General features: G+C 62.2%; 18 protein-coding genes. 14 read left to right on the top strand and 4 right to left on the bottom strand.

Translation table 11 applies throughout. The features are described 5' to 3' along the window. The first annotated feature begins 126 nt into the window (after positions 1–126). The 3 genes from QRN61_RS13525 to trxA all read left to right on the top strand — a co-directional run bounded on the left by QRN61_RS13525 (position 127) and on the right by trxA (position 2,287). On the top strand, positions 127–591 hold the full coding sequence (locus QRN61_RS13525) for a YbaY family lipoprotein (RefSeq protein WP_098965824.1): 465 nt from the start codon (positions 127–129) through the stop codon (positions 589–591). Further along, positions 588–1,244 carry a class I SAM-dependent methyltransferase gene (locus QRN61_RS13530; protein ID WP_145598376.1) on the top strand — a complete coding sequence of 219 codons (657 nt, stop codon included), beginning with the start codon at positions 588–590 and terminating at the stop codon, positions 1,242–1,244. The genes QRN61_RS13525 and QRN61_RS13530 overlap by 4 nt, the downstream gene beginning before the upstream one ends. A gap of 170 nt (positions 1,245–1,414) precedes the next feature. After that, complete coding sequence (trxA, locus tag QRN61_RS13535; protein ID WP_285374000.1) at positions 1,415–2,287, top strand: thioredoxin; 873 nt, start codon at positions 1,415–1,417, stop codon at positions 2,285–2,287. A gap of 4 nt (positions 2,288–2,291) precedes the next feature. On the opposite strand, the gene QRN61_RS13540 is transcribed toward trxA, so the two are convergent. Next, the gene (locus QRN61_RS13540; protein WP_285374001.1) at positions 2,292–2,651 is read right to left on the bottom strand and encodes a hypothetical protein; all 360 of its coding nucleotides are present in this window, start codon (positions 2,649–2,651) and stop codon (positions 2,292–2,294) included. 135 nt (positions 2,652–2,786) lie between these two features. Between QRN61_RS13540 and QRN61_RS13545 the strand changes: the two genes are divergently transcribed. The 5 genes from QRN61_RS13545 to QRN61_RS13565 all read left to right on the top strand — a co-directional run bounded on the left by QRN61_RS13545 (position 2,787) and on the right by QRN61_RS13565 (position 6,903). Continuing rightward, complete coding sequence (locus QRN61_RS13545) at positions 2,787–3,389, top strand: DUF2796 domain-containing protein (RefSeq protein WP_027612940.1); 603 nt, start codon at positions 2,787–2,789, stop codon at positions 3,387–3,389. 59 nt (positions 3,390–3,448) lie between these two features. Further along, positions 3,449–4,159 (top strand): ABC transporter ATP-binding protein, encoded by a 711-nt coding sequence (locus QRN61_RS13550; RefSeq protein ID WP_003228669.1) that lies wholly within the window; start codon positions 3,449–3,451, stop codon positions 4,157–4,159. Position 4,160: 1 nt separating this feature from the next. After that, entirely contained in the window at positions 4,161–5,426 is a 1,266-nt protein-coding gene (locus QRN61_RS13555; protein ID WP_285374002.1) for an ABC transporter permease, read from the top strand. Positions 5,427–5,437: 11 nt separating this feature from the next. Continuing rightward, positions 5,438–5,956 (top strand): DUF3299 domain-containing protein, encoded by a 519-nt coding sequence (locus QRN61_RS13560; RefSeq protein WP_047296927.1) that lies wholly within the window; start codon positions 5,438–5,440, stop codon positions 5,954–5,956. A 248-nt stretch (positions 5,957–6,204) separates the two neighbouring features. Continuing rightward, entirely contained in the window at positions 6,205–6,903 is a 699-nt protein-coding gene (locus QRN61_RS13565; protein WP_027612943.1) for an OmpW/AlkL family protein, read from the top strand. Between the two features lie 183 nt (positions 6,904–7,086). Here the strand turns inward: QRN61_RS13565 and pgnE are convergent, their stop codons facing one another. Next, positions 7,087–8,016 carry a UDP-N-acetylglucosamine epimerase PgnE gene (gene pgnE, locus QRN61_RS13570; RefSeq protein WP_285374003.1) on the bottom strand — a complete coding sequence of 310 codons (930 nt, stop codon included), beginning with the start codon at positions 8,014–8,016 and terminating at the stop codon, positions 7,087–7,089. Continuing rightward, positions 8,009–8,893, bottom strand: a complete 885-nt coding sequence (locus QRN61_RS13575) for a sugar nucleotide-binding protein (RefSeq protein ID WP_027612945.1) — start codon at positions 8,891–8,893, stop codon at positions 8,009–8,011. The genes pgnE and QRN61_RS13575 overlap by 8 nt, the downstream gene beginning before the upstream one ends. 297 nt (positions 8,894–9,190) lie before the next feature. Between QRN61_RS13575 and QRN61_RS13580 the strand changes: the two genes are divergently transcribed. After that, entirely contained in the window at positions 9,191–13,624 is a 4,434-nt protein-coding gene (locus QRN61_RS13580) for a DEAD/DEAH box helicase (protein WP_285374004.1), read from the top strand. Between the two features lie 126 nt (positions 13,625–13,750). Here QRN61_RS13580 and QRN61_RS13585 read toward each other — a convergent pair whose 3' ends face one another. Further along, positions 13,751–15,844 carry a mechanosensitive ion channel family protein gene (locus tag QRN61_RS13585; protein ID WP_285374005.1) on the bottom strand — a complete coding sequence of 698 codons (2,094 nt, stop codon included), beginning with the start codon at positions 15,842–15,844 and terminating at the stop codon, positions 13,751–13,753. A 338-nt stretch (positions 15,845–16,182) separates the two neighbouring features. On the opposite strand from QRN61_RS13585, the gene QRN61_RS13590 reads away from it, so the two are divergent. The 5 genes from QRN61_RS13590 (at position 16,183) to QRN61_RS13610 (ending at position 21,564) form a co-directional block, all read left to right on the top strand. Continuing rightward, positions 16,183–17,388 (top strand): MFS transporter, encoded by a 1,206-nt coding sequence (locus QRN61_RS13590; RefSeq protein ID WP_285374006.1) that lies wholly within the window; start codon positions 16,183–16,185, stop codon positions 17,386–17,388. A gap of 213 nt (positions 17,389–17,601) precedes the next feature. After that, positions 17,602–18,528: a DUF72 domain-containing protein gene (locus QRN61_RS13595; protein WP_285374007.1), complete on the top strand. Its 927-nt coding sequence runs from the start codon at positions 17,602–17,604 to the stop codon at positions 18,526–18,528. Beyond that, on the top strand, positions 18,525–19,322 hold the full coding sequence (locus tag QRN61_RS13600) for an endonuclease/exonuclease/phosphatase family protein (protein ID WP_134787445.1): 798 nt from the start codon (positions 18,525–18,527) through the stop codon (positions 19,320–19,322). The genes QRN61_RS13595 and QRN61_RS13600 overlap by 4 nt, the downstream gene beginning before the upstream one ends. Beyond that, positions 19,319–20,593, top strand: coding sequence for a cardiolipin synthase ClsB (clsB, locus tag QRN61_RS13605; RefSeq protein WP_027612951.1), 1,275 nt, complete (start codon positions 19,319–19,321; stop codon positions 20,591–20,593). The genes QRN61_RS13600 and clsB overlap by 4 nt, the downstream gene beginning before the upstream one ends. Beyond that, entirely contained in the window at positions 20,590–21,564 is a 975-nt protein-coding gene (locus QRN61_RS13610) for a lysylphosphatidylglycerol synthase domain-containing protein (protein WP_285374008.1), read from the top strand. The genes clsB and QRN61_RS13610 overlap by 4 nt, the downstream gene beginning before the upstream one ends. The last annotated feature ends 5 nt before the right edge of the window (positions 21,565–21,569 follow it).

Below are 21,569 nucleotides of genomic sequence, written 5' to 3' on the forward strand. Positions count from 1 at the left end.
GTGGCTGGCAACAAAAAAAGGGAGGGCCATGGTAGCGCATCCCGGTGGCAAGACAAGCCATAGGGTTTGCGGTATACAGACTGCCATGATCGTTTGATCCACGGATTTCATTTTCTGGAGCTGCCAATGTCGCTACGACCGCTCGTTTTGCTCAGTCTTTTCGCCCTGCTGGTGGCCTGCGGTAGCGATAAACCCAAACCGCAACCGCCAACACCAGGCCCGGCGCCGCAACAGGCGCAGAAAAAAGCCCGCGAGGCCGCTGATCTTGGTCCGCTGCCTGCCTATCAACGGGAACTGAGCGGCACCTTGCAAGGCGTGCCGGCCGGGGCCGAAGTCGAACTGGCGCTGCTGGTGATCGATGAAAAATCGCGTCCGCAACAACTGCTCGCCAGTTCCAGCCTGATCGGCAACAACCAGATCCTGCCATTTCGCCTGCGCTTCAATCCGGAGTCATTTCCGGCCGGCGCACGGGTTGAGCTGCGCGGTCGTGCCACGCAATCGGGCCAGTTGATCCTGCACCTGCCGTCGCAAACCATCACCCAGCCGACCACACAGGCGCTGGGCCAGCTGCAATTTGTCAAAGCACCATGACCGTACCGCTCGACCTGCAACAGGCGCTGGGTGAATTGCTCGGTGATGCGCGGCTCAAGGCCTGTGCGTTACCGGGCACCGATTTGCAGTTGTGGCTGATCGACGGCGACAACATGGATCGCGAATTCAGCCCGGATGAAACCCGGCGCATCCTCCACGAACCGCCCTACTGGAGTTTCTGCTGGGCCAGCGGCCTGGCGGTGGCGCGTTATCTGGCGGAGTTTCCCGAATGGGTGCGTGGCAAGCGTGTGCTGGATTTCGGCGCCGGCTCCGGCATCGCCGCGATTGCGGCGGTCAAGGCCGGGGCGTCGGAAGTGGTGGCCTGTGATCTGGATCCGCTGGCGATTGCTGCGTGTCGGGCCAACGCTGAACTCAATGATGTGCAGATGAGTTATTCGACGGACTTCTTTGCCGAGGCTGATCGCTTCGACCTGATTCTGGTGGCGGACGTGCTCTACGACCGCGAGAACCTGCCACTGCTTGATGCATTTCTCAGCCGTGGCCGTGAGGCGCTGGTGGCGGATTCGCGGGTTCGGGATTTTCGTCATCCGCTGTATGAGCGGATCGAAATGCTTGAGGCGATGACCTTGCCGGATCTGGCGGAGCCGGAAGAGTTCAGACATGTCAGTCTTTACCATGCGCGGCGTGACTAAAAGCTTCGCGAGCAGGCTCGCTCCCACAGGGGTAACGCATTCCAAATGTGGGAGCGAGCCTGCTCGCGAAAGCATTCTGGCAGGCAACACACCTCTCAAAGACTGACCGCTTCCGGCCACACCCCGCCAAGCCGTATAGTTGCCACATCCACGCTTTTACGAGATCCCCCATGAGTCAGCAAACGCCGTACATCTTCGACGCCACGACTGCCGATTTCGACCAGTCGGTGATCGAAGCCTCCTTCAACAAACCGGTGCTGGTGGATTTCTGGGCCGAGTGGTGTGCGCCGTGCAAGGCGTTGATGCCGATGCTGCAAGGCATTGCCGAGAGCTATCAGGGCGAACTGCTGCTGGCCAAGGTCAACTGCGACATAGAACAGGACATCGTCGCCCGCTTCGGCATCCGCAGCCTGCCAACCGTGGTGCTGTTCAAGGACGGTCAACCGGTGGACGGTTTTGCCGGTGCGCAGCCGGAATCCGCAGTGCGCGCGTTGCTTGAGCCGCATGTGCAAATGCCGCCGCCGGCCGCCGCCGATCCGTTCGAACAGGCGCAGGCGCTGTTCGATGAAGGGCGTTTCGCTGACGCGGAAGCGGCGCTGGTGGTGATGCTCACCGAAGACAACAGCAACGCCAAGGCGCTGATCCTCTACGCCCGTTGCCTGACCGAACGCGGCGAACTGGACGAAGCGCAAGCCGTGCTCGACGCGGTCAAGAGCGATGAGCACAAGGCTGCACTGGCCGGGGCCAAGGCGCAGATCAAGTTCCTGGGACTTGCCCGTGATCTGCCGGATGCTGCCGACCTCAAGGCGCGTCTGGCCAAAGATCCGCAAGACGACGAAGCGGTGTATCAACTGGCGATCCAGCAACTGGCGCGTCAGCAATACGAAGCGGCGCTGGAGGCGTTGCTCAAGCTGTTCATCCGTAACCGTAGCTACGGCGAAGGGTTGCCGCACAAGACGTTGCTGCAGGTGTTCGAACTGCTGGGCAACGATCATCCGCTGGTGACCGCTTACCGGCGCAAGGTCTTCGCTGCGCTGTACTAACCGCTCACTCGACCCAGCTGTAGAGCGGCGTATCGCCGCCGCTCGCCACTTTCACCTGTGAACTGTGGCGCAAGCGCACCAGCAGGCGTTTGCCTGCGGCCGCGCTGCCGGTCAATCCCTCAAGCTGCCCCAGAAGATCTGGCCCGCTGAGTTGCCCGGCCTTGCGCAACAGATCCTGCGCGACCTGCCACAACGCATCGTCCTGGTTCAGTGGCTTCACTGCCGGCGTGCTCAATGCCGCTTCAGGCTGATCACCCTGCGGCTGCGCGCCAAGGGCTGCGCCGAGCTTCACCCAATCGCTGTCATCCAGCTCCACCGTCAAATCCACCGGCGTCGCGCCGACGGTTCCGCGTATCCGCAACATCTGCTTCGCTCCTGCACATTTCTGACCTGCATGCTCCCACGGGACTTGTGCAACGCCAAGCGCACGGGCAAACTCTGCGGACTTTCGTTATAAGATTACATAACAAACTCTTCACTTTACTTCCCGGAGACCGTCATGCGTCGTCTGCTCCTCGCTTTGCCGTTTGCCCTGTTGCCGCTGGCCATCGCCCATGCCGCCGATGAGCACGATCATGACCATGAGCACGGCAGCCTCGGGGCCCACGAACACGGTGTAGGCCGACTGAACGCCGCACTCGACGGCCAGACCCTGGAGCTGGAACTGGAAAGCCCGGCGATGAACCTGGTGGGCTTCGAACACGCCGCCGCCAGCGACGCCGACAAAGCCAAAGTCGTGGCCGCGCGCACCAAACTGGAAAACCCGCTGGCGCTGTTCAGCCTGCCAGCCGCCGCCGGTTGCAAGGTCACCAGCCAGGAACTGGAAAGCCCGCTGTTCGGCGACAAACCGGCTGCCGACGAGCATGACGATGATGACCACGACGAAGATGCCAAGGGCGGTGAAGCGCATCATCACGATCACAGCGAAATCCACGCACACTACCAATTCAGTTGCGCTGCACCAGGTGCCTTGAAGACGCTGGATCTGGCGAACGTCTTCAATACCTTCCCGGCCACTCAGAAAATTCAGGTACAACTGATCGGCCCGAGCGGCCAGCAGGGTACGGAAGTGACGGCCAAGGCGGCTGCCCTGAAATTCTGATCACACCGACAAGCCCGCTCCCACAAGGGGTTACGTGTTCACTTCATGAAACTGGTGCCATGACCCAAGCACTCATCGAACTGTCCGACCTGGGCTTCAACTGGCCCGGTCACCCGCCGCTGCTGGACATCCCGGCGTTTCGCCTGGAACCGGGCGAAACCCTGTTCCTCAAAGGCCCCAGCGGCAGTGGCAAGACCACCCTGCTCGGCCTGCTCGGTGGCGTGCAGAAACCCGGGCGCGGCAGCATTCGCCTGCTCGGCCAGGAACTGACCGAACTCGGTGCCGGCGCCCGCGACCGCTTTCGTGTCGATCACACCGGCTACATCTTCCAGCAATTCAACCTGCTGCCGTTTCTTTCGGTACGCGAGAACGTCGAGTTGCCCTGCCACTTCTCCAGGCTGCGTGCCGAGCGAGCGAAACAGCGCCACGGCAGCGTCGACCAGGCCGCCGCCACCCTGCTCGCCCACTTGGGCCTGAAAGATGAAAGCATCCTCGGTCGTCGCGCCGATTCGCTGTCGATCGGTCAGCAGCAACGGGTCGCCGCCGCCCGGGCCTTGATCGGCCAACCGGAACTGGTGATCGCCGACGAACCGACCTCGGCGCTGGATTACGACGCCCGGGAAAACTTTATCCGTCTGCTGTTCGCCGAATGCCGCGAGGCCGGCTCCAGCCTGTTGTTCGTCAGCCACGACCAGAGCCTGGCGCCGCTGTTCGACCGTCACCTGTCCCTGGCCGAACTCAATCGCGCCGCCACGTCTGCCGAGGTCTGAGATGTATCTGTTTCGTCTGGCCATGGCCAGTCTGGCCAACCGCCGCTTTACCGCCCTGCTCACCGCGTTCGCCATTGCCCTGTCGGTGTGCCTGTTGCTCGCGGTCGAGCGCGTGCGCACCGGGGCCAAAGCCAGTTTCGCCAGCACCATCAGCGGCACCGACCTGATCGTCGGCGCTCGCTCCGGTTCGGTGAACCTGCTGCTGTACTCGGTGTTCCGCATCGGCAACGCGACCAACAACATCCGTTGGGACAGCTTCGAACATTTCGCCAGCAACCCGAAAGTGAAGTGGGCGATCCCGATGTCCCTCGGCGACTCCCATCGCGGCTACCGGGTGATGGGCACCACCGAAGCCTATTTCGAGCATTACCAGTACGGTCGTCAGCAACATCTGGAACTGGCCGACGGCCGTGCCTTCGCCACCGACCCGTTCGAAGTGGTGCTCGGCGCCGAAGTCGCCGAAGCGCTGCATTACAAGCTCGGCGACCAACTGGTGCTGGCCCACGGCGTAGCGGCAATCAGTCTGGTCAAGCACGATGACAAACCGTTCACCGTGGTCGGCATTCTCAAGCGCACCGGCACGCCAGTAGATCGAACGCTGCACATCAGCCTCGGCGGTATGGAGGCGATTCACATCGACTGGCACAACGGTGTGCCGGCACGCGGCAACGGCCGAATCACGGCGGATCAGGCACGCAACATGGACCTGACGCCACAGGCGATCACTGCGTTCATGCTCGGCCTCAACAGCAAGATTTCCACCTTCGCCCTGCAACGCGAGATCAATGAATACCGGGGCGAGCCAATGCTGGCGATCCTTCCGGGCGTGGCCTTGCAGGAGCTGTGGAGCCTGATGAGCACCGCTGAAAAGGCGCTGTTTGTGGTCTCGCTGTTTGTGGTGCTGACCGGGTTGATCGGCATGCTCACGGCGATTCTCACCAGCCTTAACGAGCGCCGCCGGGAGATGGCGATTTTGCGTTCGGTCGGCGCACGACCGTGGCACATCGCGAGTCTGCTGGTGCTGGAAGCTTTCGCGCTGGCACTGACCGGCGTAATCGCCGGACTGGCGTTGCTGTACCTCGGCATCGCCGCCGCGCAGGGTTACGTGCAGGCCAATTACGGGCTGTATCTGCCGCTGGCGTGGCCGAGCGAGTATGAATGGACGCTGCTCGGTGGCATTCTGGCGGCCGCGCTGCTGATGGGCAGCGTGCCGGCCTGGCGCGCGTATCGCCAATCCTTGGCCGATGGCCTGTCGATCCGTTTATGAGGATGTTCACCATGCCCCGCGCTGTGCTTGCGCTGCTGTTGCTGGTCGCCCTACCCGTGTGGGCAGCGGCACCGAAAGACCTGACCTGGTCGGAGATGATCCCGCCGGACGCCGCGCCGGAAGTGCCGAACATGACGCCGTTGCACGACCTGTCGAAGATGGGCGACGCGCTCTCGGCTGAGTCGGCGCCAGCGGCGAAACAGGACATGCCCAACGCGCCGGTGGTGCAAAGTCTCGACGGGCAGAACATCCGCCTGCCGGGCTACATCGTGCCGCTGGAAGTCAATGAAGAAGGACGCACTACGGACTTCCTGCTGGTGCCGTATTTCGGCGCCTGCATCCACGTGCCGCCACCGCCGTCGAACCAGATCGTGCATGTGAAAAGCGAGCTGGGCGTGAAGCTCGACGAGCTGTATCAGCCGTACTGGGTCGAGGGACCGTTGCAGGTCAAGGCGTCCACCAGCGAACTGGCCGATGCCGGGTATCAGATGGCGGCGGACAAGATTTATGTGTATGAGCTGCCGGAGTAATTCCGGCACTTCTGTGATGTTTTTAATGGCCCCTTCGCTGGCAAGCCAGCTCCCACAGTGATCGAGTCGTTCACCCATTTTTTGAACACCAACGAAACCTGTGGGAGCTGGCTTGCCAGCGAAGGGGTCGGCAAAGGTTCCACAAAAAACCGGGGCATCACTGTTTCATTGAGCTGAGTCAAAAGACCGTATCAGTTGGCTTCATACCATAGGACATCAGACATTTTTAACGTCCTTTTGGAGCCCCCATGAACAAGTCCTTGCTCAGCGCCTCGCTGTTTGCCCTCGCGCTCGCAGCCCCGCTCGCCCACGCTCACGAAGCCGGCGACATCATCGTTCGCGCCGGTGCGATCACCGTCAACCCGAAGGCCGACAGCTCCAATGTCAAGGTCGATCAGGGTCCGTTGAGCGGCACCAACCTGGGCGGCAAGGCGACCATGAGCAGCGACACCCAACTGGGTCTGAACTTCGCCTACATGCTGACCAACAACATCGGGATCGAGTTGCTGGCGGCCTCGCCGTTCGAGCATGACGTGAAGATCAAAGGCACCGCGCTGCCAGCGGCCAACGGCAAACTCGGCACCCTGAAACACCTGCCGCCCACCCTCAGCGTCGTGTACTACCCGCTGGATGCGAAATCGCCGTTCCAGCCCTACATCGGCGGCGGCATCAACTACACCTGGATCTACGACGAGCACGTCGGCAGCGAAGCCCAGTCCAACGGCTTCAGCAACTTCAAGGCGAAAAACTCCTGGGGCCTGGCCTGGCAGGTCGGTGCTGACTACATGCTGACCGACAACATCATGCTCAACGCCCAGGTGCGCTACATCGACATCGACACCCGCGCCACCGTCGAGAACAACGCGGTGGCACCGGGCACTCGTGCCAAGGTGAATGTCGATGTCGATCCGTTTGTGTACATGGTGGGTCTGGGCTACAAGTTCTAAGGCAGATTCAACCAGGAACGTTCACGTGGTGGTGAATGAGGCTTTGGGTGAGCAGGCTTAGAACTGACGACGATCACTTCGTGATCGATCGGGGATAAATCCCCTCGCCACAGGATTAGCGACAAATTCCGGCCGTGAAAAAGGCGCCTGTAAAAAGGCGCCTTTTTCATGTCTGCGATAAACCTACTTGCCGAGCAACCGCGCCAGCCCCACACGCATCGGCGTCGGCTCTGGCAGCTTGAAGCGTTGCAGCAAACGCGCGTTATTCGCCCGCGAGTGACGGATGTCGCCGGAGCGCGCCGGGCCGTAGCTGACCGGGGGCAACTCGCCGACCACTTCCTGCAGCGCTTGCAGCATCTGCTTGAGGTTCATCGCCTGATTCCAGCCGACGTTCATCGCCCCCACTTCCACTTCAGGCTTGTTGATTGCCTGCACCAGCACATCGACCAGATCCTCGACATAGAGGAAATCGCGGGTCTGCTCGCCATCGCCGAACACCGTGATCGGCAGGCCTTTCTGTGCCCGCTCGCTGAAGATGCTGATGACCCCGGAGTACGGCGAAGAGGGATCCTGGCGCGGGCCGAAGATGTTGAAGAAGCGGAAGATCACCGGCTCCAGACCATGCTGACGACGGTAGAAATCGAAGTAGTGCTCGCCGGCCAGTTTGTCCGAGGCATATGGCGTCAGCGGGGCTTTTGGCGTGTCTTCGTCGATCGACTCGCCTTCACCGTTGTTGCCGTACACCGCTGCGCTCGAGGCGTAGAGCACACGCTTCACTCCGGCCTGGCGCATGGCTTCGCAGACATTCAGGGTGCCGATGAAATTGCTCTGGTGCGTCTTCACCGGATCGTCCACCGACGCCTGCACCGAGGCCACCGCCGCCAGATGCGCGACGGCGCTGCAGCCTTGCATGACATGTGCGACCAGCGCGGCATCGGCGACGTCACCGACGATCAATTCGACCTTCGGGTTGTCCAGCGGCAGGTTGCTGCGTTTGCCGGTCGACAGATCATCGAGAATCCGCACCGAGTGGCCGGTGGCGAGCAACGCGTCAGTCAGGTGCGAGCCGATGAAACCGGCGCCGCCGGTGATTAAAACAGGGCCTTCAGCCATGACGATAAAACCTATCCAGTAAAGCCGGGAGTGCGGCGCGCCAGGCGCGGGGCTTGATCCCGAAAGTGTGCAGAATTTTCTTGCAGGCGAGTACCGCGTGTTGCGGTTCCTCGGCGGCGTCCGGCCGCGCGGCATGGGCCTGAGCGGTCGGCGCTTCGATTGCCAACTGATGCAGGCTGCGCGCCTCGGTCAGAATCGCCTGCCCGAGCGCCAGCGGCGTGGTCGCTTCGTGGCCGGCGTAATGGTAAGTGCCCCACAGCGGCGCCGCGCAATCGAGTTGCTTGAGCACCGAAATGATCACCCGTGCCGCGTCATCCACCGGAGTCGGATTGCCCCGGCGGTCATCGGCCATGAGCAATTCGTCCGGTTGTTCGGCGCGGGCGAGGAAGCGCCCGAGGGTGCCTTCAGGGCTGTCATCGAGCAGCCAGCCGAAGCGCAGCAACACGTGTTGCGGGCAAGTGGCGCGAACACTTTGCTCGATACGCCACAGCGCCTGACCGCGCAGGCCCAGCGGCACCGGCTCGTCCTTTTCGCTGTAGGCAGTCGCCCGCGAACCGTCGAACACCCGATAGCTGGAAGGCTGCACGAGGATGATGTTGTGGTGCTGGCACAGCTCGGCCAGCCGTTCGATGGCGCGTTCCTGCCCGGCCAGACGGCTTTCGCTGACGGTTTCGGCCTGGAACCAGTCGAAATAGTAGGCGAGGTTGATCAACGCATCCGGACGGGTATCGTCGAGCAGTTGCGTCAGGCTCGCGGCATCCCAGCCGTCTTCTGGCGGGCGGGGGGCGAGGAAACCGATGTCTTCTTCCGCACCGAGGCGAATCAGCGCCTGCCCAAGGGCATTTCCGCCGCCCAGTAACATAAGGCGCATTCGCATAGAGTCAGCAGGCCCAGTCTGATTGGAACGATGGCTTTAGCGACGGTGCTTGTGACACCCGTCGTCGATAATTGCCGGAATCGTTGCATTTTGCGGGTTTAGTGCGCAACCGTCACCCGTAAAGTGTAGATCCCTGGCATTTGTGGCGTTGCAGCAGGCCTCTTCGCGAGCAAGCCCGCTCCCACAGTTGACCGCATTCCCCTGTGGGAGCGGGCTTGCTCGCGAAGAGGCCCGGCCAAACGCTGAAGATCCCAGCGGTACTTGCATCTTGCCGCCCCCACCCGCATAACTTGAGCCATGAATCTGCCCATCCTCAAGGACGCCACCCTGGCAGGCTTTCACCCCGCCGTCAGCGCCTGGTTCAGCAGCACCTTCCCGACGGTCACCGCCGCCCAGGCCCGCGCATGGCCGTTGATCCGCCAGCGCCGCTCGACGCTGATCGCCGCGCCCACCGGCTCCGGTAAAACTCTCACCGCCTTCCTCGCGGTGCTCGACGACCTCGTCCACCGTGGCCTGGAAAACCCCGAAGGTCTGCCGGACGAAACCCTGGTGGTCTACGTTTCGCCGCTCAAGGCGTTGTCCAATGACATCCGCATCAACCTGCAGAACCCGCTGGCGGGAATCACCGAGCAGTTGCGCCGGATGGGCCTGCCCGAATTGCAGATCACCACGGCAGTGCGCACCGGCGACACCCCGCAAAAAGACCGCGCTGCCATGCGCAAAAGTGCGCCGCACATTCTGGTGACCACTCCGGAATCGCTGTACGTGCTGCTCGGCTCCGAGTCCGGGCGCAAAATGCTCGGCAACACACGCACGGTGATCATCGACGAGATCCACGCCATCGCGGCCGGCAAACGCGGCAGTCACTTGGCCCTGAGCCTAGAACGCCTGCAGGCGTTGTGTGCCGAACCCTTGACCCGCATCGGCTTGTCCGCCACGCAAAAGCCGATCGACGCCGTGGCGCGGTTTCTGGTCGGCACCGATCGCCCCTGCGAAATCATCGACATCGGCCACGCCCGGCCACGGGATCTGGGCATCGAAGTGCCGCCGGTGCCGTTGTCGGCGGTGATGGCCAACGATGTCTGGGAGCTGGTTTATGACCGGCTCGCCGAACTGGCCCGCGAACACCGAACCACGCTGATTTTCGTCAATACCCGGCGCCTCGCCGAACGCCTGAGCCGCCACCTCAGCGAGCGCCTCGGCAAGCACGCAGTCGCCGCGCACCACGGCAGTCTGGCCAAGGAATTCCGCCTCGACGCCGAACAGCGGCTCAAGCGCGGCGAGCTGCAAGTGCTGATCGCCACTGCGTCGCTGGAATTGGGCATCGATATCGGCGAAGTCGATCTGGTCTGCCAAATATCCTCGCCGCGTTCGATTGCCGGGTTTCTGCAAAGGGTCGGGCGCTCCGGGCACCAGGTCGGCGGCACGCCCAAGGGCCGCTTGTTCGCCACCACCCGCGACGACCTGATCGAGTGCGCCGCCCTGCTCGACTGCGTGCGCCGTGGCGAACTCGACACCCTGCAAATCCCCCAAGCGCCGCTGGATGTGCTGGCGCAGCAGATCATCGCCGAAGTCAGTTGCCGGGAATGGGCGGAAAACGCGCTGCTGGCGCTATTCCGCCAAGCCTCGCCCTACCGCGATCTCGACGAAAAACACTATCAGGCGCTGCTGACCATGCTCGCCGAAGGCTACAACGGTCGTCAGGGCATCCGCAGCGCCTACCTGCACCGCGATGCGGTCAGCCGCACCCTGCGTGGCCGCCGTGGCGCGCAACTGACCGCCGTGACCAGCGGCGGCACCATCCCCGACAACGCCGATTACAGCGTGATGCTTGAGCCACAAGGCCTGAGCATCGGCAGTGTCAACGAAGACTTTGCCGTGGAAAGTATCGCGGGTGATGTGTTCCAGCTCGGCAACACCTCCTACCGAATCCTGCGGGTTGAAACCGGCAAGGTGCGGGTCGAGGATGCTCAGGGCCAGCCGCCGACCATTCCGTTCTGGCTCGGCGAAGCCCCGGGGCGCAGCGATGAATTGTCTGCGGCGGTGGCGCGGCTGCAAGCGACTCTCGACCTGTTGCTCGGCGCCAGCCCCGGCGATCTGCAACCGGCGCTCGACTGGCTGACCGCAACCCTCGGCCTGAACCGCGCCAGCGCCGAACAGCTGGTGGACTATCTCGCCCGCGCTCGCCTGACCCTCGGCGCCCTGCCCTCGCAGGACACGTTACTGATGGAGCGGTTTTTCGATGAGTCCGGCGGCACTCAGTTGATCATCCATTCGCCATTTGGCAGCCGCATCAACCGCGCCTGGGGCCTGGCGCTGCGCAAGCGTTTCTGCCGCACGTTCAATTTCGAGTTGCAGGCTGCCGCCAGTGAGGATGCGATCGTGTTGTCGCTGTCCACCAGCCACAGTTTCGAACTGGACGACGTCTGGCGCTACCTGCACAGCAACAGCGCCGAGCACATCCTGATTCATGCGATTCTCGACGCGCCGTTGTTCGGCGTGCGCTGGCGCTGGAATGCCGGGGTAGCGCTGGCGTTGCCGCGTTTTACCGGCGGGCGCAAAGTCGCGCCGCAGTTGCAGCGGATGAAAAGCGAAGACCTGATTGCCAGCGTGTTCCCCGATCAGATTGCCTGCCTGGAAAACCTCGCCGGCGAGCGGGAGATTCCCGAACATCCGCTGATTGAACAGACTCTCGACGATTGCCTGCACGAGGCCATGGACAGCGACGGCTGGCTCAATCTGCTGCGGCGCATGGAGCGCGGCGAGGTGCGGTTGCTCAGCCGCGATCTGCCGGCGCCGTCACCGCTGGCGGCAGAAATTCTCAGCGCGCGGCCGTACAGCTTTCTCGACGATGCGCCGTTGGAAGAACGCCGCACCCAAGCGGTGCTCAACCGGCGCTGGAGCGATCCGCAGTCCACTGATGATCTCGGTGCGCTGGACGCAGACGCCATCAACGCGGTGCGTGAAGAGGCATGGCCGACGCCGGCCAACATCGATGAAATGCACGAGGCGCTGATGAGCCTTGCCTGCATCAGCGACCTTGAAGTTCAGGCTGGCGAACACTGGCGCGAATGGCTTGACGCGCTGACTGCGAGCGGTCGCGCCTGCCGCTTGGCCGTTCCGCCAGTAACGGCAAAAGAAAAGCTTCGCGAGCAGGCTCGCTCCCACATTCAACCGCGTTCCGCCAGTTGGAACACTGTCAACTGTGGGAGCGAGCCTGCTCGCGAAGACGGCCTCACAGTCACTACACATCCACAGCCTGGCTCGTTGTGGCTGGCGCGAGAACGCCTGACCTGCCTGTTGGCGCTTTATCCACAGGCCACGCTGCAACCGCAGCAAGAGGCCTTGCCCGGTTTCAACGAGCCTTGGACGTTAGAGGAAGCGCTGGTCGAAGTGCTCCGCGCGCGACTGGGCGCATTTGGCCCGCTGCCGTTGGCCGCCATTGCCGAACCACTCGCGTTGCCGATACCGCAGGTCAATCAGGCCCTCGCGCAACTGGAGCGCGAAGGCTACGTGCTGCGCGGTAAATTCACCCCGGGCGCGACGGTTGAGGAATGGTGCGAACGGCATCTGCTGGCGCGCATTCATCGCTACACGGTCAAGCGTTTGCGCCGGGAAATCGAGCCGGTGGCTCTGCAGGATTTCATGCGTTTTCTGTTCGACTGGCAGCATCTGTCCTCCGCTACGCGCGCTCAGGGCAGCGCGGTGTTGCCGGCGATTGTCGGCCAGTTCGAAGGTTACCCGGCAGCGGCCTCCGCGTGGGACAGCGACATTCTCCCGGCGCGCCTGAAAGACTATTCGCCGAGCTGGCTGGATGACCTGTGCCGCAACGGCAAACTGGTGTGGACGCGGCTCAGCGCCCGGCAGAAAGTCAGCGGCACGGCGTTGCGCAGTACGCCGATTGTGCTGCTGCCGCGCAGTCAGGTCGGGTTGTGGAGTGGATTGGCCGAGCAAACGCCGGTCAGCGAACTGTCGCCGAAAACGCAAAAGGTCTACGAAGCGCTGAGTCAGCACGGCGCGCTGTTTTTCGATGAGTTGATTCACGAGGCGCATCTGCTGCGCACCGAGCTGGAAATCGCCTTGCAGGAACTGGTCGGTGCCGGCCTGGTGAACGCCGACAGCTTCGCCGGTTTGCGCGCCCTGATCACCCCGGCGAGCAAGCGCCAGCAACGCAGCAGTCGACGCGGGCGCGGGGCGTTTGTCGGTGGCATGGACGATGCCGGGCGCTGGGCGTTGTTGCGGCGCGGGCCGCTCATGGAGAACAGCCAGAGCGCTTCGCCGGAAACCCTCGAACATGTCGCCATGACGTTGCTGCGCCGCTACGGTGTGGTGTTCTGGCGTCTGCTGGAGCGCGAAGCGGACTGGCTGCCGAGCTGGCGCGAATTGCTGCGCACGTTTCATCGGCTGGAGGCCCGTGGCGAGATTCGCGGCGGGCGCTTTGTCAGTGGTCTGGCGGGGGAACAGTTTGCCTTGCCCGAGGCGATTCCGTTGCTGCGCGAAGTGCGCCGCCGGGCACATGACGGCAGTCTGATTGCGGTGTGCGGGGTGGATCCATTGAACCTGGCGGGGACATTGTTGCCGGGGGCAAAAGTGCCGGCGTTGGCGAGTAATCGGTTGGTGTATCGCGATGGGGTGCCGCTTGCTGCCGAGATTGCTGGCAAACAGGTTTTCTGGGCTGAGCTGGATCAGATCACTATGGAACAGGTGCGCAGCAAGCTGATCCGGCATTGATGTCGACAGTTCCGGCCCTTTCGCGAGCAAGCCCGCTCCCACCGGGGATCTGCGGCGTTCACAAATCCAATGTGGGAGCGGGCTTGCCCGCGAAGAGGCCGGCAATCCCAGCACAAAATCCGGCGGTCAGGTACTCGACTTCTGCGGCACCTCGCTCGCCACCAACTCCCCCTCACCCTGCCGCTTGGGCAACAAAACCTGCTGTGGATAAGTCTGCGCGAAATGCACCTCAGGGCTGTTATCCACAAGCTTTTTCAAACGCTGGTTGAACGCCCGGCTCACTGCATACTGCCCGCCCGACACGGTACGGAATTGTGCGGTCAGCACCACGCCGTTCAAGTCCATCCGGTCCACCCCGAACACATCCAGCGGCCCCTGCAGGTTGTACTTGAGGAACGGGTCTTCACGGATCGAATCACCAGTCTCGCGGATCAGCTCGATGGCCTTGTCGACGTCGGTGTCGTAGGTGAACTGCACCGAGAAAAATGCATAGGCGAACTGGCGTGATTGGTTGGTCACTGCCTTGATCTGGCCGAACGGCACCGAATGCACAAACCCCTTGCCGTCACGCAGGCGCAGGGTGCGAATGGTCAGGCCTTCGACGGTGCCGGCGTGCCCGGAATCAAGCACCACCCAGTCGCCGATCGACAGGGTGTCCTCGATGATGATGAACAGCCCGGTGATCACGTCCTGCACCAGTTGCTGCGAACCGAAACCGATCGCCAGACCGACCACCCCGGCACCGGCCAACAGTGGCGCAACGTTGATGCCGAGGTTGGCCATGGTGGTGATCGCGCAGATCACCACGAGGATGATTTTGATCGCATTGCGCAGCAGCGGCAGGATGGTTTTCACCCGGGTGCTGGGCTGGCGCGACGAGCGTTTGCTGACCGGTGGTTTCAGCGCTTCCTGAATCGCCGTGTCGAGCACCACCCACAACAGCCACGTGACGAGGAAGATCAGGCCGATGCTGCTCAACGCATTACTGATCGCCCGGCCGATCGTGCTGCTCTGGGCGAAATCGAGCAGTGAAACGCCCCAGATCCGCCCGAGAATATCGATGAAGGCAATCGCAATAACGATCCGCAGCAGCGCGTGCAACAGGCTGAGAAAGCGCTCCTTGTAGGCGCTGCTGCGTTGGATCGCTTCGGCTTTGCGCGACTTGAACAGGTGCTGGAGGATGGTGCTGAGGAACACCGTGCCGATTAGCAGCACCGTGGTGAACAGCGCACAGCGCAGGGCCTTTTGATTGTCTTCGCCGATGCCGATCAGATTGACCGCCGAAACCAGCACCATCAGCACGATCGGCCAGTACCAGAGCCCGGAAAAAATCCGCAGCGACTCCTGCAACGACGGCTGTTTCAGACGTTGCGCCAGCGGTCGGTTACGAATCAGATGCGCCACCGGCCGACGCAGGCGAATCACCAGCAGACCGAAGATGATCGAGGCGATCAGCCCGGTGAACACCGCAACGCTGCTGGTGATATTGCCGCCCAACTGGCGGGCGATCTGTGGGCTGGTCAACGCATCACTGAGGGCGGCGAGAAAGCCGATCAGGAACAGCGGTTTCGGGCAGTAGTCGCGAATGATCCGCGCGGCCGGCCGTTTGTGCCCGACATTGAACATCACCACCACACACAACAGCATCGAGGTGGAGAAAATCCCGCTGCTGGTGGCGTAGGCGAAACACAGTGCCAGCGCCCGCCCAACCGAAGCTTGCAGAAAGTGGCTGACATACAACGTCAGCGGCAGGCAGATCAGCGCCGGCAGCGTGTACGGTAGCAGGTAGCCAACCAGGTCCTGACTGCGCTGGCGGGTGCGCAGCCAACGGCCCTGACTCAGCCGTTTGGCCAGCAGGTTGCCGAGCACCGTGAGCAGCGCAAAAGTGCCGAGCCAGACGCCGGACAACATCAGAAAATCTCCGGCGACGCTCCAGCCGGATCGGTTCGACGGCTGGTTGACCAGTTTGTCGACCTCATCCGCCGCCCGGTCGGCACGCAGGCGCCAGGCGTCGACCAGATGCTCGTTGAGATCGAGTTTGTCCTGCACGTCGTCGATGCTCGAACTGATCGCGCCGAGCAGACCACCCTGCACAATCGGCTCGGGTTTGGCCGGTTCTTCAGCAGCAGCCGGAACACCCGGCAGCGTGGCGGCTTCGAGTTCGCTGGCGCCGAGAAACAGCAGCGCTCCCAGCAAAATGGCGATCCTGAACTTGATCAAAACTCCGATCCCTCTTGGCTGAACCTGTAAGGAACTGATCGGTAATTGTCTGGCAAGTTCAAGAGCACCCTCACCCCAGCCCTCTCCCCGAGGGAGAGGGAGCCGACCGAGTTGTGCTCTCGAGCTACATCGACCTGAAATATCCAGCCGAACTCAATATTGAGTGCAACCGAGATCAGCTCCTTTCCCCCTCGCCCCTTTGGGGGAGAGGTTTGGGGTGAGGGGGAGCGCTTTGACCTTTGCGTCCAAGGCAAATATCAAATGCCCAACCCCGTATTTTTCCGCACACATCAAACCCCGACACTGCGCTCCATTCAAACCTCTACCGGAGTGCTGTCATGCCCATTGCCTTGCTCGCGCTGACTCTCAGCGCATTCGCCATCGGGACGACCGAGTTCGTCATCGTTGGCCTGTTGCCCACCATCGGCGCCGATCTCGGCGTCAGCCTGCCGTCCGCCGGGCTGCTGGTCAGTCTGTATGCGTTGGGCGTTGCCATTGGCGCGCCGGTGCTGACCGCCCTCACCGGCAAAGTCCCGCGCAAACTGTTGCTGCTGTCGCTGATGGTGCTGTTCACCCTCGGCAACCTGCTGGCGTGGATGGCGCCGGGTTATGAATCGCTGGTGCTGGCGCGGATCGTCACCGGTCTGGCCCACGGGGTGTTCTTCTCTATCGGCTCGACCATCGCCACCAGCCTGGTGCCCAAGGAAAAAGCTGCCAGCGCGATTGCCATAATGTTCACCGGCCTCACTGTGGCGTTGGTCACCGGCGTGCCGCTGGGCACGTTCATCGGTCAGCATTTCGGTTGGCGCGAAACCTTCCTCGCCGTCTCGGCGTTGGGTGTGATCGCCTTCATTGGCAGCCTGCTGTATGTGCCGAACAACATCGCCCACAGCAAACCGGCATCCTTGCTGCAGCAACTGCAAGTGCTGAAACAACCGCGTCTGCTGCTGGTATACGCGATGACCGCGATCGGATACGGCGGCTCGTTCATCGCCTTCACTTTCCTTGCGCCGATCCTGCAGGACCTCTCCGGTTTCAGCGCCGACACCGTCAGCCTGGTGTTGCTGGTGTACGGCGTGTCGGTGGCGGTCGGTAATATCTGGGGCGGCAAACTGGCGGACAAGCGCGGGCCGATCAGCGCCCTGAAGATCATCTTCGCCCTGCTCGCCGCTGTGCTGTTCGTGCTGACCTTCACCGCCGCCAATCCATGGCTGGCGTTGGCGACGGTGCTGGTGTGGGGCGCGGTGGCGTTCGGCAACGTGCCGGGTCTGCAGGTGTATGTAGTGCGTCAGGCTGAACATCACACACCGCAGGCAGTGGACGTGGCATCTGGGCTGAACATTGCTGCGTTCAACCTAGGGATTGCCAGCGGGGCGTGGGGCGGCGGGCTGATCGTCGAGCATTTGGGCCTGATTCATACGGCGTGGATCGGTGGTCTGGTGGTGCTGGTGGCGCTGGCACTCACCGCATGGAGCGGTCGACTGGATCGGCTCGGTCCGGCCTATGCCGAACCGGCTCAAGGCCGAGTATTCACGGGCCACTGAGTAATCCTGTGGGAGGGGGCTTGCTCCTGAAGTCGGTGTATCAGTCGCCATTGATGTTGACTGAACGACCGCCTTCGGGAGCAAGCCCCCTCCCACATTAGCTTTGTGTTGCTCTCAGGGATGTACCGTCCGTAACGCCACCGAAACTTTCCCGAACCGCCCGCAGTCATCAACAGACACAGGCTGTACGAGGACTGACAACGGGAGGGCGGCATGGCAACGATTCACATCGGTATTTCCGGCTGGCGCTACGTTCCGTGGCGAGGGGATTTCTACCCGAAAGGACTGACGCAGAAGCGCGAATTGCAGTTCGCGTCGCGGGCGGTCAACAGCATCGAAATCAATGGATCGTTCTACGCCCTGCAACGGCCCGAACGTTACGCCCAGTGGTACAACGAAACGCCAGACGACTTCGTGTTCAGCGTCAAGGCGCCACGCTTCATCACCCACGTCCGGCGCTTGCGCGAGATCGAAAAACCGCTGGCGAATTTCTTCGCCTCCGGGGTGCTTGAGCTCAAGGAAAAACTCGGGCCGATCCTCTGGCAGTTTCCGCCGAACTTCAAATTCGACCCCGAGCGCTTCGAACACTTCCTCTCATTGTTGCCCCACGATACTGCAGCGGCCGCCGCCCTCGCCCGCCAACACGATTCACATCTTCACGGCCACGCCAGCCTCAAAGCCTGGCGCAAAAAACCGCTGCGCCATGCCGTGGAAGTGCGCAATGACACGTTCATCGACTCCGACTTCGTGCGCTTGTTGAAACGCTACAACACCGCTCTGGTGATCGCCGACACCGCCGGCAAATGGCCGTACCGCGAAGACCTCACCAGCGATTTCGTCTACCTGCGCCTGCACGGTGCCGAAGAGCTTTACGCCAGCGGTTACACCGACGCCGCGCTGAACAAATGGGCTGAACGCATCGACGCCTGGCATCACGGCCGGCAACCCGGCGATGCGCATCTGATCGCGCCGCGCCTCAAGCCGCGGGCGCGCAAATCCCGCGAAGTGTTCTGTTATTTCGACAACGACATCAAAGTCCGCGCGCCCTACGACGCGCGCAGTTTGCTCCACCGATTCGAGCTGGATAAAACGCTCGCCACCACCCCCGGCGAACCGGCTGACGAAAGGGTGCTGGCATGAGTATTCCAGAGCCGGTCGGGTTCACCGACGAGCAGACCAGCGTCGAAGTGTCGGTGCGTCGTTTCACCGTGCTGACGGTCAACACACACAAGGGTTTCACTGCACTCAATCGACGTTTCATCCTCCCGGAGTTGCGCGAAGCGGTGCGCAGCGTGGCCGCCGACGTGGTGTTTTTGCAGGAAGTCCACGGCACCCACGAGCATCATCCCAAGCGCTACAGCAACTGGCCGACGATGCCGCAATACGAGTTCCTCGCCGACAGTCTATGGCCGCAGTTCGCCTACGGGCGCAACGCGGTGTACCCGGAGGGCGATCACGGCAATGCATTGCTGTCGAAATTCCAGATCATCCGCCACGACAACCTCGACGTGTCGATCAGCGGCCACGAGAACCGCGGGCTGCTGCATTGCGTGCTGCGCCTGCCCGGCGATGGCGTCGAAGTGCATGCGATCTGCGTGCATCTGGGTCTGCGCGAAAGCCATCGCAATGCGCAATTGAAACTGCTCGGCGAGCGTCTGGCGGAGCTGCCGGTTGACGCACCGGTGATCGTTGCCGGTGACTTCAACGACTGGCGCCAGCGTGCCGACGCGCTGCTCGAACCCTGCGGCCTGCGCGAGGTGTTCGCCGAGCATCACGGCAAACCGGCGCGCAGTTTTCCGGCGCGCCTGCCGACGCTGCGGCTCGATCGTATTTATGTACGCAACCTCAAGGCCAGCCAACCGAAAGTCCTGGCCAACCGGCCCTGGTCACACCTTTCCGACCACGTCCCGTTATCGGTGGAGATCGAACTATGAGCAGCGCACCGCTGGAGAAATCCGCCGTGGAACCGATCAGCATCAACCCGCCAGTGCGCGAGCCCGGGCATGTCGATGTCGAGTACGGCTGGCAGGGCAATAACCGCGTCGAGTTGCTGGAAAACGGCGAGGAATATTTCCCCCGGGTGTTCGACGCCATGCGTGCGGCGAAGAGTGAAATTCTGCTGGAGACCTTCATCGTTTTCGAAGACAAGGTCGGTGCAGAGTTGCAACAGATCCTGATCGACGCCGCCCGGCGTGGCGTGCGCACCACTGTCAGCCTCGACGGTTTTGGTTGCGGCGAGTTGACCACCGGTTATCTCGCGGCACTGAGCGAAGCGGGCGTGCATCTGCAAATGTTTGACCCGGCGCCCAAGCACCTGGGCATTCGCACCAACTGGTTCCGCCGCCTGCACCGCAAGATTGTGGTGGTCGACGGACTGATCGCGTTCATTGGCGGGATCAACTTTTCCGGCGATCACCTGGCCGATTTCGGCCCCGAGGCGAAACAGGATTATGCGGTGCAGATTCAAGGGCCAGCGGTCGCTGACATCCATCATTTCGCCCTGCTGCAAAGTGGTCGTCCGGGACGCGCACGGTTCTGGTGGCAGCGTCGGCGTCAGCGCCGGGCGGACATGGCTTTCAACGATCACGACGGTCAGGTACGTCTGGTGTTTCGCGACAACGATCAGCATCACACCGACATCGAAGATGTGTACTTGCACGCATTGCGCCGGGCCAAACGCCGGGTGGTGATCGCCAACGCCTATTTCTTCCCCGGCTACCGCCTGCTGCGCGAGATCCGCAACGCGGCGCGCCGTGGAGTCGAGGTGCGGCTGATCCTGCAAGGTCAGCCGGACATGCTGGTGGCCAAACTGGCGGCGCGCATGACCTACGACTACCTGCTCAAAGCCGGCGTGCAGATCCACGAATATTGCCAGCGCCCGCTGCACGGCAAAGTCGCGTTGGTGGATGAGGAATGGAGCACCGTCGGCTCGAGCAATCTCGACCCGCTGAGCCTGTCGCTGAACCTGGAAGCCAACGTGCTGATCCGCGATCGCGCGTTCAATCAGCATTTGTTTCAGCGCCTCGAAGACCTGAGCCAGAACCACTGCAAGGCGATGGACGCCAGCATGTCCCCGCGAGGACGGATCTGGCACATGACCGTAGGGTTTCTGGTGTTTCACTTCCTGCGGCATTTCCCGTCAATGGCCGGATGGTTGCCGGCGCACAAACCGCGGCTCAAGCCGTTTCGGGGGCGCACGTCATGAGCAATTCCCACGCACAGTCTGCGCCCGCCACTCACTCTCGCTGGAGTCGCTGGAAACGCCCACTGACGTTGCTGTTCTTCCTCGCGCTGATCGTGTTGCTGACGATGTTCGCCACTCGTATCGAATGGGCGGAAGTCCTGCAAACCCTGGCCGACTTCAAGGTGCGCACGCTGATCATTGCCGCCAGCCTGACCCTGCTGAGCTTTCTCACCTACGCCAGTTTCGACCTGATCGGCCGCACCTACATTCGCCAGGACCTGACCTGGAAACAGATCCTCCCGGTGGGGATCATCAGTTATGCGTTCAACCTCAATCTCAGCGCCTGGGTCGGCGGGATTGCCATGCGCTATCGGCTGTATTCGCGCCTGGGGGTGAGCAAAAGCAACATCGCCAAAATTCTCGGTCTGAGCCTGGCCACCAACTGGTTCGGTTATATGACGATTGCCGGCGTAGTGTTCAGCAGCGGCCTGGTGAGCATGCCGCCGGGCTGGAAAATCAGCAGCGCCGCGTTGCAGGGCATCGGCGTGCTGCTGTTGTTATTGAGTGCCGGTTACCTCGCCGCGTGCCAGTTCTCCAAGCGCCGCGAGTGGTCGATTCGCGGGGTGGAAATCAACCTGCCATCACTGCGCATGGCCGTCCTGCAATTGCTGCTCGGTGCATTGAACTGGTCGCTGATGGCGGCGGTGATTTTCACTCTGCTGCCGAGCAAACTGGATTATCCGTTGGTGCTCGGCGTGCTGTTGATCAGTGCGATTGCCGGAGTCATCACGCACATTCCGGCGGGGCTCGGGGTGCTGGAAGCGGTGTTCGTCGCGCTGCTGCAGCACGAGACTTCGCGGGGCAGTCTGGTGGCGGGGTTGCTGGCGTATCGGGCGATTTATTTTCTGTTGCCGTTGTTGATTACGGTGGTGATGTATTTGCTGGTGGAAGCCAAGGCCAAGGCGCTGCGGATCGAGAAGAAACCGTCCTGATTTTG

The organism is Pseudomonas sp. lyk4-TYG-107 (genome assembly GCF_030209055.1).
GTDB classification, from domain to species: domain Bacteria; phylum Pseudomonadota; class Gammaproteobacteria; order Pseudomonadales; family Pseudomonadaceae; genus Aquipseudomonas; species Aquipseudomonas putida_A.